Origin of the sequence: Bacillus sp. ISL-34, assembly GCF_018613325.1 — a bacterium.
In the GTDB taxonomy this organism is placed as follows: Bacteria; Bacillota; Bacilli; order Bacillales; family DSM-1321; genus Peribacillus.
The window spans coordinates 57,584-75,388 of the sequence record NZ_JAGGQJ010000003.1 but is presented as its reverse complement, the minus strand read 5'-3'; the positions used below and the strand labels follow the sequence as shown (position 1 = coordinate 75,388).

Annotated in this window: 14 protein-coding genes and 1 pseudogene; 12 read left to right on the top strand and 3 right to left on the bottom strand. The window is 41.8% G+C overall.

The window, feature by feature from the left end; all coding sequences use genetic code 11:
* Positions 1 to 46: 46 nt before the first annotated feature.
* Both J7E52_RS03025 and J7E52_RS03020 read left to right on the top strand, forming a co-directional pair.
* On the top strand, positions 47 to 1,018 hold the full coding sequence (locus J7E52_RS03025) for a TRM11 family SAM-dependent methyltransferase (RefSeq protein WP_214743646.1): 972 nt from the start codon (positions 47 to 49) through the stop codon (positions 1,016 to 1,018).
* Positions 1,009 to 1,173: a hypothetical protein gene (locus J7E52_RS03020; RefSeq protein WP_214743645.1), complete on the top strand. Its 165-nt coding sequence runs from the start codon at positions 1,009 to 1,011 to the stop codon at positions 1,171 to 1,173. The genes J7E52_RS03025 and J7E52_RS03020 overlap by 10 nt, the downstream gene beginning before the upstream one ends.
* Here J7E52_RS03020 and J7E52_RS03015 read toward each other — a convergent pair whose 3' ends face one another.
* Positions 1,174 to 2,376: a M14 family zinc carboxypeptidase gene (locus J7E52_RS03015; RefSeq protein ID WP_214743644.1), complete on the bottom strand. Its 1,203-nt coding sequence runs from the start codon at positions 2,374 to 2,376 to the stop codon at positions 1,174 to 1,176. It lies immediately after the preceding gene.
* Positions 2,377 to 2,610: 234 nt separating this feature from the next.
* Entirely contained in the window at positions 2,611 to 3,582 is a 972-nt protein-coding gene (locus J7E52_RS03010) for an MBL fold metallo-hydrolase (protein ID WP_214743643.1), read from the bottom strand.
* A 324-nt stretch (positions 3,583 to 3,906) separates the two neighbouring features.
* On the opposite strand from J7E52_RS03010, the gene J7E52_RS03005 reads away from it, so the two are divergent.
* Positions 3,907 to 4,884 carry a 2-hydroxyacid dehydrogenase gene (locus J7E52_RS03005; RefSeq protein ID WP_214743642.1) on the top strand — a complete coding sequence of 326 codons (978 nt, stop codon included), beginning with the start codon at positions 3,907 to 3,909 and terminating at the stop codon, positions 4,882 to 4,884.
* Positions 4,885 to 5,607: 723 nt separating this feature from the next.
* Entirely contained in the window at positions 5,608 to 6,840 is a 1,233-nt protein-coding gene (locus J7E52_RS03000) for a multidrug effflux MFS transporter (RefSeq protein ID WP_396020234.1), read from the top strand.
* Between the two features lie 51 nt (positions 6,841 to 6,891).
* Here the strand turns inward: J7E52_RS03000 and J7E52_RS02995 are convergent, their stop codons facing one another.
* A complete protein-coding gene (locus J7E52_RS02995; protein ID WP_214743641.1) occupies positions 6,892 to 7,677 on the bottom strand; it encodes an SDR family oxidoreductase in 786 nt (261 codons plus the stop codon).
* A gap of 205 nt (positions 7,678 to 7,882) precedes the next feature.
* Between J7E52_RS02995 and J7E52_RS02990 the strand changes: the two genes are divergently transcribed.
* From J7E52_RS02990 to kynU, 8 genes and pseudogenes are all read left to right on the top strand, one after another.
* Complete coding sequence (locus J7E52_RS02990; RefSeq protein WP_214743640.1) at positions 7,883 to 8,881, top strand: Gfo/Idh/MocA family protein; 999 nt, start codon at positions 7,883 to 7,885, stop codon at positions 8,879 to 8,881.
* A gap of 81 nt (positions 8,882 to 8,962) precedes the next feature.
* Positions 8,963 to 9,271, top strand: coding sequence for an iron-sulfur cluster assembly accessory protein (locus tag J7E52_RS02985; protein ID WP_214743639.1), 309 nt, complete (start codon positions 8,963 to 8,965; stop codon positions 9,269 to 9,271).
* 21 nt (positions 9,272 to 9,292) lie between these two features.
* Complete coding sequence (locus tag J7E52_RS02980) at positions 9,293 to 10,414, top strand: NADH-dependent flavin oxidoreductase (RefSeq protein WP_214743638.1); 1,122 nt, start codon at positions 9,293 to 9,295, stop codon at positions 10,412 to 10,414.
* 259 nt (positions 10,415 to 10,673) lie between these two features.
* On the top strand, positions 10,674 to 12,083 hold the full coding sequence (locus J7E52_RS02975; protein ID WP_214743637.1) for a GH1 family beta-glucosidase: 1,410 nt from the start codon (positions 10,674 to 10,676) through the stop codon (positions 12,081 to 12,083).
* 511 nt (positions 12,084 to 12,594) lie between these two features.
* The gene (locus tag J7E52_RS02970; protein WP_214743636.1) at positions 12,595 to 14,235 is read left to right on the top strand and encodes a SulP family inorganic anion transporter; all 1,641 of its coding nucleotides are present in this window, start codon (positions 12,595 to 12,597) and stop codon (positions 14,233 to 14,235) included.
* 82 nt (positions 14,236 to 14,317) lie between these two features.
* Complete coding sequence (locus J7E52_RS02965) at positions 14,318 to 14,731, top strand: MerR family transcriptional regulator (protein WP_214743635.1); 414 nt, start codon at positions 14,318 to 14,320, stop codon at positions 14,729 to 14,731.
* Between the two features lie 230 nt (positions 14,732 to 14,961).
* Positions 14,962 to 16,476, top strand: a pseudogene (locus J7E52_RS26790) (carboxylesterase/lipase family protein).
* A gap of 50 nt (positions 16,477 to 16,526) precedes the next feature.
* Positions 16,527 to 17,795 carry a kynureninase gene (gene kynU / locus J7E52_RS02950; protein ID WP_214743754.1) on the top strand — a complete coding sequence of 423 codons (1,269 nt, stop codon included), beginning with the start codon at positions 16,527 to 16,529 and terminating at the stop codon, positions 17,793 to 17,795.
* Positions 17,796 to 17,805 lie beyond the last annotated feature (10 nt).

The window sequence follows — 17,805 nt, the reverse complement described above, 5'->3', positions numbered from 1 at the left end:
CTATCCTATTACAGCTATGTTTGATAGAAAGATATAATCTAAAGTAATGAAGGATGGGAATGGATTGACTAATCATAGCCGCAAACCGGCATATATATATACGTTTACATGCAGCCCTGACGAACGCTCATTATCTAAAATGGAGATGCGCTCGTTCTTTGGCTTTGAGACTTCAGGGAATATTGTGAAAAGTGATATAGCAATTGAACCGAGCAGGAGCCCTTTCATGAAAGGCCGGGTCGACGTCATGTTTGAAGGGGAAAGCATATCCGAAATCGTTGAGCAAGTGAAGGGTATTCATTTGCCTGATTCGACGTTCAAAGTATTATTCGTAAAAATTAACGATTTGAATAAAGAAGCAAAAATAGATTATGATGGACAGCGTGAAATTGAACGTGAGATTGGCTGGCACATTCAGGGAAATGCCGATGTACGTAATCCAGATCAGGTCTTTGGAATCGTGACCCTTGGCGGACGTTGGTATTTTGGGAAGTATGTCAAACCTGAAGCGGTTTGGTTAAAACATATGAAGAAGCCCCGTGAATATTCAACAGCGCTTAGCACAAGAGTGGCGAGGGCCATTGCCAACATAGCCGTACCGCATCCGGATGGAGTGAAGGCAATTGATCCATGCTGCGGAATTGGAACGGTATTGGTAGAAGCACTGTCGATGGGGATCAATATTGTCGGCAGGGATATCAACCCGCTTGTTACCGACGGTTCCAGGGAGAACATTGCCTATTTCGGACTCGAAGGTGATGTAACTACAGGTCCGATTTCGGAGGTTACCAGTAAATATGATGTAGCGATTATCGATATGCCATACAATTTATATACACATGCGACGCCGGAAGATCAGCTATCTATCCTTAAACATGCCAGGAGCTTTGCTGACAAGGTCGTCGTCGTAACGATTGACACGATGGACCATATGATTGAAGAAGCAGGATTTGAGATTGCCGATCGCTGTGTAGCCAGGAAAGGCATCTTTTCCAGAGAGGTTGTAGTGTGCGTGTAGACTTCGTCTACAAGAAAAGGCTGAAATCTTTGAATGGATATGGACTTTACCCGGTCAAGTTGACAACTAAAAAAGGCTATGCTGCCATCTGGCTCGATATTCAACCGGTGCCGGATGGCGGACAAGCCCCCTTTAAAATTAAGTTTCAAACTTGACTAGATTCCCGGTGTAGATGAACTTTCAGGAATATTTTCATAGTCTGATGGATTAAGATTATGAACCGATCCATCTGTAACACCATTGATAATACCCATTAGCCCCGTTTCAACCGTTTTTACGAGCTGGCCTTTCTCTTTTTGCCCAAAGTTTTGTGTTTGACCACTAACTTCAAATAGAACCGTCCCACTTCCGTTTAAAGCAAACGTCCCTAAAGCAGTTCCTGGCAGGTCAATAGATTGATCGTATAGTGAAATATTTGTAAACACGGAACTCCCTTTTGCTTGTAGTGCGTTATACGCAGTAAGTGTCAACTGACGGGAGAAATCATATTTAAAATTATCTGCATACTCTGCATATTTAGCCCCTTCGGGAGTGCTTGGGTTAGGAACGAATTTTCCTGAGATTGACATAGTTGCACGCTCATCAGTTCCTTCGATATATGGGAACCCTTGATGATGAAGGTCGATAAAAACATCCACTTTCCCGAATTTCGACTTTAACCCTTTATATGTGTCACGTACCGTTTGCGCTTCAGGTGTAATAAACCAGCCCGGCTTTTCAGATGCCCCCGGGAAGTCTTGAGGCTTCGGTACATAGTTAAGATTAGGATTAAAGTCACGATTAACATCAAATCCCGGTTTGCTAGCATAGTCGTCGCCTGATCTGGGAGTAGTGTAATAGTTCCAAGTAGGTTTCACATTAGAAAGTTGGGGGAATTTCCCTACAACCTCAGACCATGTCATCTCATTTCCACGACGATCAAGCTCTGAGCCGTCTACGTTCATCATTGGAATAGCAACAATTGTTAGTTCATCAAGCACTTTCTTTACCTCAGGTGAGTTACTTTGACCAAGGTTTTCAAGAATGTTCAATAACGCAACAGTTCCTGTTTTTTCATTTCCATGAATTTCACTTTGAATAAGAACGACTTTGTCACCATGACCGACAGTCACTTTTTGAATGGAACGACCCTGATTTGTTTGTCCAGCCACTTCTACCTTGACTTTCCCTGCACTCACTTGCTCAAGTTGATTTAATTTTTTTACAAGTTCGTCATAATTAAGGAATGCTTCGGTGGAAAGATTCGTTCCACTTGTCGGATTTGGTCCTCGTTCAGCTAAGCTGACATTTGTTCCGAGTAATGCTGCGGCTACTACTGTTGAACTTAAAACCTTTAAAAATTTCCTTTTCACATTCATTCTCCTGTTCTGAAAATATTTAATATTCAGAAACTATTCTTCATTTTCTCTTCTTTTTCCTGTTCGATTAATTAAAACACCCAAATAGGCCTATGTATTTCAGATTCAATGTGGTTTACATATTTTTTCTAGATATAGTAAAATCCCCTCCAAGTGTGAGTGTATCATCTACGGATTACCAGTAGCTTTTTACATTTTCCACTTAGTGGGGATCAATTTCAGCCTTTTTTGATGTCATTTAGCTTGATAATGAACTACATTTTCAACGAGTTGTTTCGTGACCTTCCCCTGATATTCTAAATAATCCAAATGGCCGATTATTTCTGACATGACGAGCGGGAATTCTGTTATATACTTTTGTTTGTAAAATTCCTTTGCCAGTTCATTGCCTGTAGAAATTCCGGATTCTATCAAGGCCAGGATTTTTTGTGATTTTCTCTCTATACTGTTGAGTCTTTTTTCAATCAGATGACCAGGTTGTTCAATGATGTTACCATGACCAGGAAAGAGGAGATCTACCTGTAATGCTAAACATCGTTTTAATGAATCGATATGATCTACAAGGGTCAGCATCCTATTACCGTTTTCATCAGGTTCGATCAGGGCATTGCTTGATATATGTTCAATCAATAAATCACCGGCAAGAAGCCGTTTCCCTTCTTGGTCAAGGAAAGCAATTTGATCCGGGGCATGCCCGGGAAATTCGATCACTACAAAATTGAGCCATTGTTTTTCCGTGATTGCGATGATGTCAGCATTCAGTTTTTGATCTCTATTATTATCGACCGCGTTGAATAGGTAAGCCACTTGTTTTTCTCCAAGTTCACCACAGCCCATCTCAAGGTAAAGCTGCTTATAAAATTCAATTCTCATACTTAAGAAGTCAGGGTCCCTTTTTAAACGGGGAATGGATTTAGAATGGGCATAAACGGGAATCGGATGGAATTCGGTAATCCGGTTGACCAAACCAACATGGTCTCCATGGTGATGGGTTAACAAAATTTCCGTGATATCTCCAACGGTAAATCCATTTTCGTTTAATGTTCGCTGCAGTGCATTCCAGCAGACGTCATCATTCATACCTGCATCGACTAATGTTAAAGATTCATCCTGTTTAACTAAATAAAAGTTTATACTTTTTAAAGATAAAGCGCTTGGAGCTATAATTGGATAAATTTTAAATATTGTATTCGTTTTCATTTTCATGAACGTCCCATATCCTCCTAAATCGAGATAAACTTCATCTGGAAAATTGCGATATTACTAATGACCGAATAGATTTAAAGGTTATTATTCTATGATTAGTTGAATGAACTGAAACTGTCAAGCAGAAGCATCCAGGCAATCGAGAAATTTAATAGTAAGTTTGATTGGAAATGGATGGTCTATTTATCTAGTTTATTTTAAAATTGAATAAACAAGCCAGTAATTTAGCCAATATTCTTTTAATTTTTTGTGTAATGAAAATAGAAGGCGAAAAAAGGTACAAGAATGCGTTCCATGGAACGAAACGGTATAGGAGGTAATGGTTTGAAGCCAAAAATTTATATTACAAGGAAATTGCCAGAACAAATCATCGAAGGTCTTAGTCTGGATTATGATGTCAGGATGTGGGATCAAGAGGATATACCGGTCCCTAGAGAAATCCTTGCAGAAGAAATGAAAGAAGTCGAGGGGCTGCTTTGCTTATTGACGGAACAAATCGATGAGTCACTGATTGAACAGGCTCCTAATCTGAAAATCATCGCGAATATGGCAGTGGGCCATAATAATATTGATGTTCAAAGTGCAAAAAAACGGGGCATCATGGTCACGAACACACCGGGGGTTTTAACGGAAACGACAGCTGATTTAACCTTCGGCTTATTGCTTGCAACGGCGAGAAGGATGATGGAGGCAGAAGATTATTTAAGGAGTGGAAAGTGGGAAACCTGGTCGCCGATGCAGCTGACCGGACAAGATGTACACGGTGCAACGCTGGGTATCATCGGGTTAGGCAGGATTGGGGAAGCCCTTGCAAAAAGAGCTAAGGGATTCGATATGAACATAGTTTATTTTAATCGAAGCCGTAAATATGAACAGGAAAAAGAATTAGAAATACAATATCAGCCTCTTGAAAAATTGCTCCAAATCTCGGATTTCGTTTGTATCATGCTGCCGCTCACACCGGAAACCACTTACATGATTGGCAAGGAGCAATTGGAATTAATGAAAGGGACGGCTGTGCTCATAAATACAGCAAGAGGCGGGATTATCGATGAAAAGGCGTTGTACCATGCGCTGGAAAGTCGAGAGATTTGGGCGGCTGGATTGGATGTATTCGAAAAGGAGCCCGTCCCTGTGGACCACCCGCTGCTAACATTGCCCAATGTGGTTACATTGCCGCATATCGGGAGTGCTAGCATTGCCACAAGATTGAAAATGGCAGCCCTTGCTGTACAAAACTTGATGGAGGGGCTATCTGGTGATACTCCCCGTAATTTAGTATTGTTGAATAAATCAAAATGAACCTAAAATTGGGTTCGGGATGGTTTCATCCCGAATCCCTTTCACCATTTTAAAACGAGACTTGGTTATATTCCGTGAGTTTCCACTGTTTTATATAGGATAAAACCGAACTAGATTGAAGAACTAGGCAGCGGTCGGCGGAAAGGGAGCGGATTTAATCCGAGGACTTTAAAATAAATGCTTCGGAGTCCGAATAGTGCGGTGTAGGTCGAAAAAAATCGTGAACGGTCGAATAAAGTGCGGGGGAGGTCGGATAAATTCGTGAACGGTCGAATAAAGTGCGGTGTAGGTCGAAAAACTTCGTAATCGACCGAAAAAAAGTTCCGGAAAGCAAAAAAAGTCCGATTTAGGTTGTAAAAAGTGCTCCGGCTGATCAACTACAACGTTGTTCAAATAAAAAAACTGCTGCCAAACTGACTTTACTTTGAGTTTGTCTACAGTCTATAATGACTCCAAAAAAATGGGGTCATTTTTTATTGAATTTTTTTGCCGAAGCTGAAAATAACCCTCAAATGGAGTTAAATCCGAAGGCGGGGAATTGTTTCGACCTTTAAAAGTTTACATCCTCAAATATATTTCCTAAGCATGGGCTTAATTGAGTGCTGAAAGGTTGAAACCAATTGAAGTGAAGCATACTTATCGTAAATTGTTCCGATCTTTTGTAAAATAAAGAAAGTCGAGTTTTATTTAGGAAATAATTAGTTGAAAGGGATAGGGGTAATAATGATTGAAATGAAGGAAACGATATCATCAGGCAACGAAATGACTAAATCCAAAAGGCTGTTGATGGCTCTTATGCTGGGGTCTTTTGCAGCGATTGGACCACTGTCACTTGATATGTATTTACCGGGTCTTCCCACACTGGCAGAGGATCTGAAAAGCAGTACGTCTTTAGCGCAGCTGAGCTTGACGGCCTGCTTGTTAGGTTTGGCTTTGGGCCAAATTTATTTAGGGCCTCTAAGTGATGCAAAAGGAAGACGGACACCGTTAATCATATCTTTATCCATTTATTGCATTTCATCTCTGTTATGCGCTTTTGCTCCAACCATTGAATTGCTTTTATTATTACGTTTTATCCAAGGGGTTGCGGGAGCGGGAGGTATTGTCATTTCAAGGGCCATAGTTCGTGATCTTTTTTCAGGAACGGATTTGACCAAGTTCTTCTCCATGTTAATGCTGGTGAATGGGGCGGCACCGATATTGGCTCCGGTTTTTGGCGGTCAACTTTTGCAGTTCACTTCTTGGCGGGGAGTTTTCATTGTCATTTCAGTATTAAGTATCATTATGGTTGCAGCTGCATTTTTTGGGATAAAGGAAACTTTAACGTCTAATCTCAGGAGTGCCGGTGGGGTAAATGATACTATCAGGACTTTTGGGAACTTATTGAAGGATCGTGTGTTTATGGGCTATGCTTTTGCACAAGGGTTCATAAGTGCCGCAATGTTCGCTTATATTTCCGGATCGCCTTTTGTTCTCCAGAACATTTATGGGGTTTCCCCACAGACCTTCAGCCTGATTTTTGCAATTAACGGAATTGGGATCATCATCGCTTCACAAATTGCCGGGAAGCTTGCCGGTAAGGTTAAAGAAGAAAAACTGCTTCAAATGGGATTATGTCTAGCTTTATTTGGGGGAATATTACTTCTTGCCTCAGTCCTTCTCGAAATGGGGTTGGCAGGAATCTTGGTCGCTTTATTCTTCTCCGTCTCCAGCGTCGGTATTGTCGGTACAACGAGTTTTTCTTTAGCGATGCAAAATCAGAAAAAAACAGCAGGCAGTGCTTCGGCTTTAATTGGCCTGCTTCCCTTCATATTAGGATCATTAATGGCTCCCCTGGTGGGATTAGGTTCAGGTGAGTCACCATTGCCGATGGGAATTGTGATGGTAAGTTGCCATGTCATCGCCATGTGCGCTTATTTACTCCTTGCCCGTCGCGGGTTAAGACGAGTTGCTTAAAAAGGTAAAAAGCTGAAATCCTGATGTGGATTTCAGCTTTTTCTTTTTGAATCATAATAGTGATTCTGCACCATCGATATAAACTTCCGTGCCCGTAATATGGGAGGACATGTCTGATGCTAGAAACAATACGAGATCACCAGCTTGTTCGGTAGTCCCCGCTTTCCTCGCCAGGGGCTGAGAGCCTTCCGGATATTCAATGGGAATCGTGATTTTTTTTAAGTTTTCATCTTCCGGGAATGTGTTATCGTGAATGCTCGTATCGATGGAGCCGGGACAAATGGTATTTACCCGGATTTTATATCTTGCCAACTCGAGTGCAGCCATTTTACCGAAAGCGACTTGACCGGCTTTGGATGAACTATAAGCGGAAAAACCAAAATTCTTGAAAAATCTGTTTCCATTGATGGAGCTGTTGATTACGATGCTGCCTCCCGTTTCCTTCATGTAGGGAATGGCGTATTTGATGGTGAGAAAGGTGCCTTTGAGGTTGATGGTATGTGTCTTATCCCAATCTTCTGGCTTAATGTCTTCTATAGGGGCAATCACTCCGTTGATGCCTGCGTTTGCAAATACAAAATCAATTTTCCCAAAATGTTCATAGGCCGTCTTGTAGGCATGTTCAACTTGCTCAGCCTTGGAAACATCAGTTTTAATGATTAAAGCCTCTCGACCAAGGTTTTCCACTTCTTCCTTCACTTTTTCGGCATTTTCGACTGTACGATCAAAAAAGATGATGTTCGCGCCGTTTTCAGCTAGTTTCAGTGCGGCACCCCGGCCAATTCCTGATCCTCCACCGGTAATGATGGCAACTTTGTTTTTCATTAATTCTGTCATAAACTTCACACGCTCCTTTTTAGTTTTCTTTCCCATTTTGGGAGTATGTAGAAACATCATGGCAGTGTAATATAGAAAAATTATAAACGAATATTGCCTGAAAAATCCAATTTAAACAATTGCGAGTGTTCATTATACTTTGTTTTTCAGTGAAATGTCTGTATATTGAGGACATAATTAAGTTAGCTTGAAAGGGGATAGTGTGTTGATAAGATTAGGGGTAATAGGTACAAACTGGATCACGGAACGATTTTTGGAGGCTGCAAAGCATGTAGAGGATTTATCTTTAACCGCCGTGTATTCACGTACAGAAGAGAAAGCCAAGGAATTTGCCAATAAATACGAAGTACATACGACTTTTACGAATTTAGAAGCAATGGCTGCCAGCGATGAAATCGACGCTGTATATATAGCAAGCCCTAACTCTCATCATTGCAGGCAAGCCGTGTTGTTTTTACAAAATAAAAAACATGTATTATGTGAAAAACCAATGGCCTCGAATGCGGCAGAAGTAATGGAAATGATTGCAGCTGCAAAACAAAATGATGTGCTATTGATGGAAGCGATGAAATCGACCATCATGCCGAATTTCGAAAGCATAAAGGGGAATCTGGATAAAATCGGGAAGATAAGGCGTTTCTCGGGAAGCTTTTGCCAATATTCTTCACGCTATGATTCATATAAACAAGGCACTGTGCTGAATGCATTCAATCCTGAATTCTCCAGTGGCTCTTTAATGGATCTAGGCATTTACGTCCTCTATCCACTTGTTGTACTGTTCGGTAAACCGAATAAGGTGCAGGCATCAGGAACGATGCTTGAATCAGGAGTTGATGGGCAGGGTACGATCCTGCTTTCCTATGATGAAATGGAGGCAGTCGTCATGTTTTCCAAGATTACCGAATCCAATTTGCCATCGGAAATTCAAGGTGAACTTGGAAGCATCATCATTCAGAAAATTTCAGGACCGCAAGCGGTGGATATTCAGTATCGGGATGGAACCACTGAAAATATTTCTGTTAAACAGGATATGCCTACCATGTATTATGAAGCGAAAGAATTTGTTGAATTGATACAGCAGGGGAAAACGGAATCCGATATAAATTCATATATGAATACACTGTTGACTATGGAAATCATGGATGAAGCAAGAAAGCAAATCGGCATCGTCTTTCCTTCAGACCGAGGACAAGGCCAATCATGAAGGGTAAAAATGGATGTTACTGATAACCCTTAATTGGGTAGAATTCAGTACAGGCATAATTTTATTGTTGGGGGAATGGACATGAATTGCAAAATAAATCGCAATGCAGCAAAGGTCTTACAAAAAATGCTGAGCACTGAAGAAGCCGAAGGGAAAATGATTCGTGTATATATCACCCATATGCATGGCGATCATGCCCATTATGACATGAAGCTGGATTCACCGGCAGAACATGATGAAGTCGTCAAAACAGATAAAGATATCGATATTTTGCTTGATTCACGTGAAGATTTTCTTGATGGTGTCTGGATCAAATATTTTTATGTACCTGAAGAAGGCTTTGAAATCACGAATCCTTCTAAAGAACCGCACGGACATCATCACCACTAAGAGTAAAGGGGGAGGATTGGCATGAATCAAAAATACGAAAAGATCTTTCAACCATATATATTTCCATCAGGGGTAGAAGTGAAAAATCGTATCTTGATGGCTCCTATGACCACTTATTCTTCGGATGACCAAGGTGTTGTAACCGATGATGAACTGGCCTATTACGCTGAACGCTCTGCTGGTGTAGGTGCGGTGGTCACGGCATGTGCCTATGTATCTGCTGGAGGCAAGGGATTCCCAGGCCAACTTAGCGCAGATGACGATTTCTTTATCCCATCCTTGAGAAAACTGGCCGAAACGATCCAGTCCAACGGGTCAAAAGCGATTCTGCAAATCTATCATGGAGGCCGGCAAAGTCCGCCGGAATTATTGCCTGATAACCAACCTGTTTCTGCAAGTGCCATTGCTTCCAGCGAGGAAGCACCTGTACCGCGGGAAATGAGTGAAGATGAAATACAAGACGTTATTAAGGCATTTGGCGAAGCAACAAGAAGGGCAATCGAAGCAGGATTCGATGGCGTGGAAATCCATGGTGCCAATACGTACTTGCTGCAACAATTCTTCTCGCCACACTCGAACCGTCGTACGGATAACTGGGGTGGAACACTGGGAAAACGATTGATTTTCCCGCTTACCATTGTGAATGAAGTCGAGAAAACGGTTGCCGAGCATGCGGAAAAGCCGTTTATCATCGGTTACCGCCTTTCTCCTGAAGAAGGCAGCAATCCTGGAATCACTTTAGATGATACTATTCAATTCGTTGATAGATTAGCGAATCAAAACCTGGATTATCTACATATATCGGTAGGCCACTTCTGGAATGGCTCATTCCGTGAGAGTGATAGGACAAAGTCACGCATCGTTAAAATTTACGATAAAGTAGGCAATCGTATTCCGGTTGTCGGTGTAGGATCACTACATACACCCGATGAAGTTGCAGAAGCTATGGAAACGGGTGTCCCTTTTATCGCGCTTGGCCGTGAACTTCTTATGGAACCGCATTGGATTGAAAAAATCAGGTCTGGAAAAGAAGCGGAAATACGGACTACCCTTTCAAAAAAAGATCAGGATGAACTGGTCATACCAGATCCGCTTTGGGAAAAGCTGATTGGGATAAAAGGTTGGCTCCCGGTTGTGGAGTGATTGCTAACATCTTTAATATGCGTAACCCGTCCCCAAAAGGTGGACGGGTTTTTGTATGTTCATATGCTACTAAAAATCGATCATCTTTTGCTAGAAAAAGAGAGAGTGATTCAGCAGAATTCTGGATTTAATCATTCCATGATAGTAAATACTATCTTTAAGGCTTATGTTTTACGTGAATCAAAAAATAATATTTGTGCCAATGAATAAAATATATTATTATAAATTTAATAAGCGGGTATGAAAATGGAGGGTTATAATGAAGTTTCCACACGATTTTTTATTCGGAGCAGCTTCTGCTTCTTTTCAAATAGAAGGAGCATGGGATGAAGATGGTAAAGGCATAACGAATTGGGATGTCTTTGCAAAGATTCCGGGGAAAACATATGAAGGTACAAACGGGGATGTAGCGATAGACCATTATCATCGTTACAAAGAAGATATTAAATTAATGGCAGAGATGGGACTTGAATCATATCGGTTTTCCATTTCATGGGCGCGTATTTTGCCAACCGGTGACGGGGAAATCAATGAAAAAGGCTTGGAATTTTATAATAATGTTATTAATGAATGCTTAAAATATGGGATTGTTCCATTTGTTACGCTGTATCATTGGGATTTGCCTCTGACGCTTGAACAAGGTGGGGGGTGGACGAATAAGCGAACAGCTGAAGCGTTCGTCAAGTATGCGGAGATTTGTTTTCGCGCATTCGGAGACCGCGTCAAACATTGGATCACGTTTAATGAAACGGTTATGTTTTGCGGTTTGGGGTATTTAAAAGGAGCGCACCCGCCTGGAGTCCAAAACGATGAAAATAAATACTTCCAAGCGACACATTACGTTTTTTATGCACATGCCAAGGCGGTAGAGGTATACAAGGCACTGAATCATTACGGTGAAATTGGGATTACCCATGTATTCCTGCCTGCTTATAGTATTGATGAAAAACATGAGAATGTATTAGCTGCTCGGCATGCCAATGAATATGAAACTTTTTGGTATTATGACCCAATTTTAAAAGGTGAATATCCAGCTTATGTGGTTGAGCAATTAAAGGAGAAAGGCTGGACACCAAGTTGGACCGAAGAAGAACTGGCAACGCTAAAAAGAAATGCGGAGAAAAATGATTTTATTGGACTCAATTATTACCAGCCCATTCGCGTGGAAAAAAACCGGGAAGCTATTTCAAACATGGGGCATTCAAGAGAAACATCAACACTAGCTCCAGGAAACCCGTCTTTTGATGGCTTTTATCGGACCGTGAAAATGGAAGATAAAACATATACAAAATGGGGCTGGGAAATCTCGCCTCAAGGATTTTTGGATGGGCTGCATATGTTAAAAGAGCGTTATGGTGATATTAAAATGTATGTGACAGAAAACGGACTTGGTGATGAGGATCCGATTATAGATGGTGAAATAGTGGATGTTCCCCGTATTAAATATATTGAGGAACACTTAAAAGTGATTAAGCGCGCAATCAAAGAAGGCATCCATTTAAAAGGGTATTACGCTTGGTCTGTCATTGATCTATTAAGTTGGTTAAACGGGTATAAGAAGCAATACGGATTTATTTACGTGGATCATCAAGATCAGTTAAACCGGAAAAAGAAGCTGTCGTTTCATTGGTATAAGCATATTATCGAGACGAGAGGAGAAGAGCTGTAAGAGGTTTTGTGTATATGGAGCCTTGAGTTTTTTTAGAGCATGTTTTGAGCAATCTTTCTCAAAACATGCTTTTTCTATTGGTCATTAATCAAGGTTTCCGGTATGGGGAATTAGTCCAAAGTCCAAACCTCCTGATTCGTAGTCTGAATCTCCGGCATCAAATTAACCAGACTGGAAGTATGGTCCCAAATTGTAATGTAAATGTAAAAAGATGCAAAAAGTTGTAAACAAATGTTAACGTTACTAACAATGTACAGTTTTACGTTTTACTGTATAATGTTGAAGCGTGGTCGAGACCATGTCAGATAACCTAACAAAAGGAGATTACATATGACGATTATTTCTTAGCTTTGAAAAGTCCTCCGTATCGTTTGTCCCGTTGGAAAAATATCCCCAACAATAGTTAGATTAATTTCGATCAAGCAACTCCCTCAAAAATGAAAGAATGTCATTTTTCCTGATGATGGTAGATCCCGACTTAAAAAACGACTAAGGATGTGAGATTTAAAAGATGATAAAAGATTCTAGATTTCAAGGATATAATATGAAGGGTTTTCAAAAGGACGTAACGGCAGGATTGGTCGTAGGTGTTGTAGCCATTCCTTTAGGATTGGCTTTTGCAATTGCTTCAGGCGTGGAACCGATATACGGGTTATATACGACCATCATCGCTGGAATCCTCATATCGATTTTGGGTGGCTCCAAATATCAAATTGGAGGGCCAACCGGGGCGTTTGTTCCTTTATTATTTGGAATCGTCATGCAATATGGGTATGAAAGTCTGCTTATTGCCGGGTTTTTAGCCGGAATAATGTTAGTCTTGATGGGTCTTCTTAAGTTAGGCAATTTGATGAAGTTCATTCCCCGTCCAGTCATCATTGGATTTACAACAGGAATTGCGATAATAATCTTTTCAGGGCAAATCGCCAACTTCTTTGGTATGAAAGTGGAAAAACATGAAGCGTTCTTGGATAACATGAAGGAACTGGTGATTAAAGCAGACACGATCAATATATATAGTGTGGTTGTTGCGATTATATGTTTTGCCGTCATACTGCTCGCACCTAGACTTCTGCCTAGAGTGCCAGGACCGCTTCTGGGTCTGCTAATATCCACAATGGCAGCTTACTTTTTATTTCCCGATAAGGTGGCTACGATTGGTTCCACGTATGGAGCGATTCCGAAAGGTTTTCCGGAATTCCAAGTGCCGGAGCTTTCAGTGGAAGTCATCATCACACTCCTTCCCGTTGCTTTTACGATTGCCTTGTTAGGCGGTGTCGAGTCATTGTTATCCGCTACCGTGGCCGATAACATGGGGGGAACCAAGCATGATAGTAATAAGGAATTGGTTGGGCAAGGAATCGCGAACATCGCGACCCCATTCTTCGGCGGGATACCTGCAACAGGTGCCATTGCCAGGACAGCAACCAATATAAAAAGCGGGGCAGTCTCCCCGATGTCCGGAGTCATTCACGGAATTGTCGTTCTGCTGGTTTTGCTGGTACTTTCTCCATATGCAGCACATATACCTTTGGCTAGCATGGCGCCCATATTGATGTTTGTCGCCTGGAATATGAGTGAAAGAAAGGAATTCGCTCACGTATTGAAAACGAAGACGGCGGATTCTGCGGTTTTGCTAGTCACCTTCCTCGTCACGGTCTTCACTGATTTAATCATGGGAGTGGGAATCGGCTTATTGATTGCATTCATCACCTTCATTGCAAAAATGAGCCATACGTTAAAGGTTAGGGAAAGAAGTCATAAGATTACTGAGATTGTTCCAGTTGATAATTCGGATTCAAAGATCAATGTGTATAACTTGGAAGGTCCCCTCTTCTTTGGTTCGATAGATGTCCTGGAGTCATCGATATTGGAGAACCTGGATAATAAGACGAAAGTGTTGGTATTAAGCATGCGCCGGGTGACATATATGGACACTTCAGCCGAGGCTGCACTATTGGCGATTGTTAATCGCATCGGAAAATATAAGGGGAAATTAATCATTTCCGGAATTCAGCAGCAACCAAAGGAATTGTTACTCAGCACTGGTTTGTATCATAAGATAGAAAAACAGCACTTTTTTAAATCGAAGGAAGATGCCCTGTATTTTGCCAAGAAGCAGTTGAGGGGCAATTCGGATAAAGTAGTCTAATATTCATCCTCGAAGTCACCTTTTAGGATAGTTATGTTATAGTATCGTTAACAGTAGATTTTAAAAGAAGGTGACTATCTGGGTGAATGTATATCGGATTGGCCAGCTTGCTGAAGTTGCGAATGTTTCGAGAAGAACCATTGACTATTACACACAATTAGGAATGCTCAACTATGAAAAAACTGGGTCAAGATATCGATATTACACAGAAGATGCTTTAATTCGTCTTCAGATGATTAATCGGTATAAAGCACAGAATATGCCGTTGACTGAAATCAAGGAGCGGTTACAAGTCTTTTCTGAAACCACTGTTGATTCTGAGCAAGTGCTCTTGATGGTGGACAAGATATCCACAAATCTTAAAGGGCTGGAGAATGAATTGCTTGAATTAAAGCCGTTACTGGAACAGCTCGATGAACAGCAATTAACATATGCTGCACAACAGCTTTCCGTTCGGAGCAGCTCTTTATTGAGCATCATTGCCATGCTCGCCTAAGCTTTTTGCCAAGTTCAACAAAAAAAGACCTGATTGGGTCTTTTTTTGTTAACTGGTCATTTAATGAAAACTTCAAACTCATGAGGATAACCTGAAAACTTTATATACGATAGGGTACTTTATTTTGGATGAACTGACTCTGTAGATCTTTTTTCAATAAAGATGAAGGATATAAAGGAATGAAAAAGAAGAACTTAAGTATCTACTACTATATGAAGAGGTGAAAGGGAATGATTGGATCAATAGTTACGACGGTAAAAGGACATCTTCAAGGTGCTATGGAAAACGATATATGCGTTTGGCGTGGAGTCAGGTATGCGAAAGCGCCGATTGGGGGTCTGCGTTTCCGCTCACCGGAGCCAGTTGATAAGTGGAGCGGTGTCATGGATGCAGTGGATTTTGGTCCGATTCCCCCGCAGCCGATGGATCGGGCGGTAAGGACAGGAATGGCCGGAAATGAAAAAATGGATGAGGATTGCTTGTTCCTGAATATTTGGTCGCCTAGAGCCGATGATAAAAAACGCCCGGTCATGGTGTGGATTCCTGGAGGGGCATATATAACGGGAGCTGGATCCCTTGATATGTACAATGGACATTTACTGGCTAAGAATGGAGATGTAGTCGTAGTAAGCATCAACTATAGGCTGGGGGCGCTGGGATATCTGGATTTTTCCGAGTTGGCAGGTGATGGGGAAATATTTGAAACCAATTTAGGTTTACGTGATCAAGTTACGGCTCTGAAATGGGTTAAAGAGAATATAGAAGCGTTTGGCGGCGCCCCTGATAATGTTACGATATTTGGTGAATCAGCTGGTGGCAATGCGGTGACGACTTTACTTACCGTTCCTTCAGCGAGAGGTCTTTTTAAACAGGCCATTGCGGAAAGTCCCGCTCCGACATCTGTTTACGGAAAAGGATTTGCGCGCCAATTCAGTGAAAGGTTCCTGGATATATTGGGCATTGGAAAGGAGGAAGTCCACCGCTAAAAAACATTTCCGGTTCAAGAGATTGTCGCGGCCTCCTACCAACTCTTACAGGAAAATTCACAGGCCATGCCGGGCTCACTATCATTTGGACCTGTCGTAGATGGTGACTTCCTGCCCGATTATCCATTAGATTCGATTCGATCCGGAAAAGCAAAGGGAATACCCTTGCTTATCGGAACCAATAGGGACGAAGCGACGTTATTCGATCAGATGGATCCCCCATTAATCCCAACTAATGCGGCGATGATTCATAAAATGTTCGAAAACACTGATCCAGAGGCGAAAGAGCGAATTACGAATGCTTATATAAACTACCCAGAAAAAAAAGCTGTGCTTGGCATTGGCCGTGATGCGACCTTCCATATTCCCTCGGTTTGGTATGCGGAGGCATACAGCCGCTTTGAAAAAACATGGATGTACCGTTTTGATTATAAAACGGCGGCAATGCGCATAAGTAAATTAGGGGCGACGCATGGCATGGAAATTCCTTTTGCCTTTCAGACTTTCGACTCGGCATTTGGGAAACGGATTACTTCATATGGTTCAAGGCCAGCTGCCCTAAAGGTTTCCCATAGAATGCAGGGCCATTGGGTCAACTTTGCGAAACATGGAAACCCCAATCCCCCGGAAGGCGAAATCTGGCCGAAATATGATGAAAGAAATCACTACACAATGATTTTTGATAAAAAGGATTATATTGAAAAAGATCCTGACAGAATGATAAGGTTGGCATGGAAAGGGGTAGGGATTTACAAGTGAAAAATAGTGGATTGGAAGAAAACGGGGAGAACAACGATATCAATAATTTCATGTCAACGAAAGAGTATGCGAAAACTTTGGATCAGGAAGATCCATTAGTTGCTTACAGAGAGGAGTTCTACTTGAACCCCGGGATGATTTATATGGATGGGAACTCATTGGGACTTTTATCGAAGCGGGCTGAGAAAAGTTTAATGAAGTCATTGGAAGATTGGAAAAAGTATGGAATAGACGGCTGGACGGAGGGTACAGAGCCCTGGTTTTACTTTTCTGAGAGATTGGGTGAATTGAGTGCCCCGCTGGTAGGTGCTTCAGGGGATGAAGTGATAATGGGAGGGTCAACTACAGCTAATCTGCATCAGCTTGCGGCCACTTTTTTTGAACCGAGAGCTGGCAGGAATAAGATTTTGGCGGATGAACTAACCTTCCCGAGTGATATCTATGCACTTCAAAGCCAGCTCCTTTTGCATGGGCTTGATCCTTCGGCACACTTGGTTCAGGTGAAAAGCCGAGATGGTAAATTCCTTGAAGAAGATGACATCATTGCTAAGATGAACGAGGAAATAGCGTTGATTGTACTTCCGACGGTTTTATATCGAAGCGGTCAGATCCTTGATATGGAGAGGTTAACAAAGGAAGCGCATGCACGTGGAATCGTGATAGGATTCGATGCCTGTCATTCCGTTGGTGCCGTTCCGCATTTGTTTGACAACTGGGAAGTGGATTTCGCGTTTTGGTGTAACTATAAGCATTTGAATGGCGGGCCAGGTTGTGTAGCGGGGTTATATGTGAACCGTAAGCATTTTGCAAGGAAGCCCGGGTTGGCTGGGTGGTTTGGCTCAAGGAAAGATAAGCAGTTCGATATGGAACATACCTTTACCCAGGCAAATTCGGCAGGTGCCTTCCAGATTGGAACTCCCCATATATTAAGCATGGCTCCCCTTTTAGGCTCGCTTGAAATGTTTGCGGAAGCGGGGATAGAACAAGTCCGGAAGAAATCCTTGAGGCTGACTCAATATCTTATGGATTTATTAAAATCGGAATTAACGGGATATGGATTCGAAATCGGGAGCCCAAGGCATGAAGCGAAAAGGGGCGGTCATATCATCCTTGAACATCCAGAATCTGCGAGAATATGTAAAGCATTGAAACAAGAGGCCGTCATACCCGATTATCGTGAACCGAATATGATTCGTTTAGCACCTGTTGCCCTTTACACCTCTTTTCAGGAAGTCTATGAAACGGTACAGGTGCTTAAGAAGATCATGGACGGCAGATTATATGAAAACTATGAAAATAAAAGGGGAATCATTGCCTAGAATGGGAGCA

Coding starts and splice junctions, on each gene's coding strand:
- J7E52_RS03015 (WP_214743644.1), bottom strand. CDS start 2,376: ATGAATGTGAAAAGGAAATTTTTAAAGGTTTTAAGTTCAACAGTAGTA.
- J7E52_RS03010 (WP_214743643.1), bottom strand. CDS start 3,582: ATGAAAATGAAAACGAATACAATATTTAAAATTTATCCAATTATAGCT.
- J7E52_RS02995 (WP_214743641.1), bottom strand. CDS start 7,677: ATGACAGAATTAATGAAAAACAAAGTTGCCATCATTACCGGTGGAGGA.
- J7E52_RS02980 (WP_214743638.1), top strand. CDS start 9,293: ATGAATCAAAAATACGAAAAGATCTTTCAACCATATATATTTCCATCA.
- kynU (WP_214743754.1), top strand. CDS start 16,527: ATGTCAACGAAAGAGTATGCGAAAACTTTGGATCAGGAAGATCCATTA.
- J7E52_RS02970 (WP_214743636.1), top strand. CDS start 12,595: ATGATAAAAGATTCTAGATTTCAAGGATATAATATGAAGGGTTTTCAA.
- J7E52_RS03025 (WP_214743646.1), top strand. CDS start 47: ATGAAGGATGGGAATGGATTGACTAATCATAGCCGCAAACCGGCATAT.
- J7E52_RS02975 (WP_214743637.1), top strand. CDS start 10,674: ATGAAGTTTCCACACGATTTTTTATTCGGAGCAGCTTCTGCTTCTTTT.
- J7E52_RS03000 (WP_396020234.1), top strand. CDS start 5,608: ATGATTGAAATGAAGGAAACGATATCATCAGGCAACGAAATGACTAAA.
- J7E52_RS02985 (WP_214743639.1), top strand. CDS start 8,963: ATGAATTGCAAAATAAATCGCAATGCAGCAAAGGTCTTACAAAAAATG.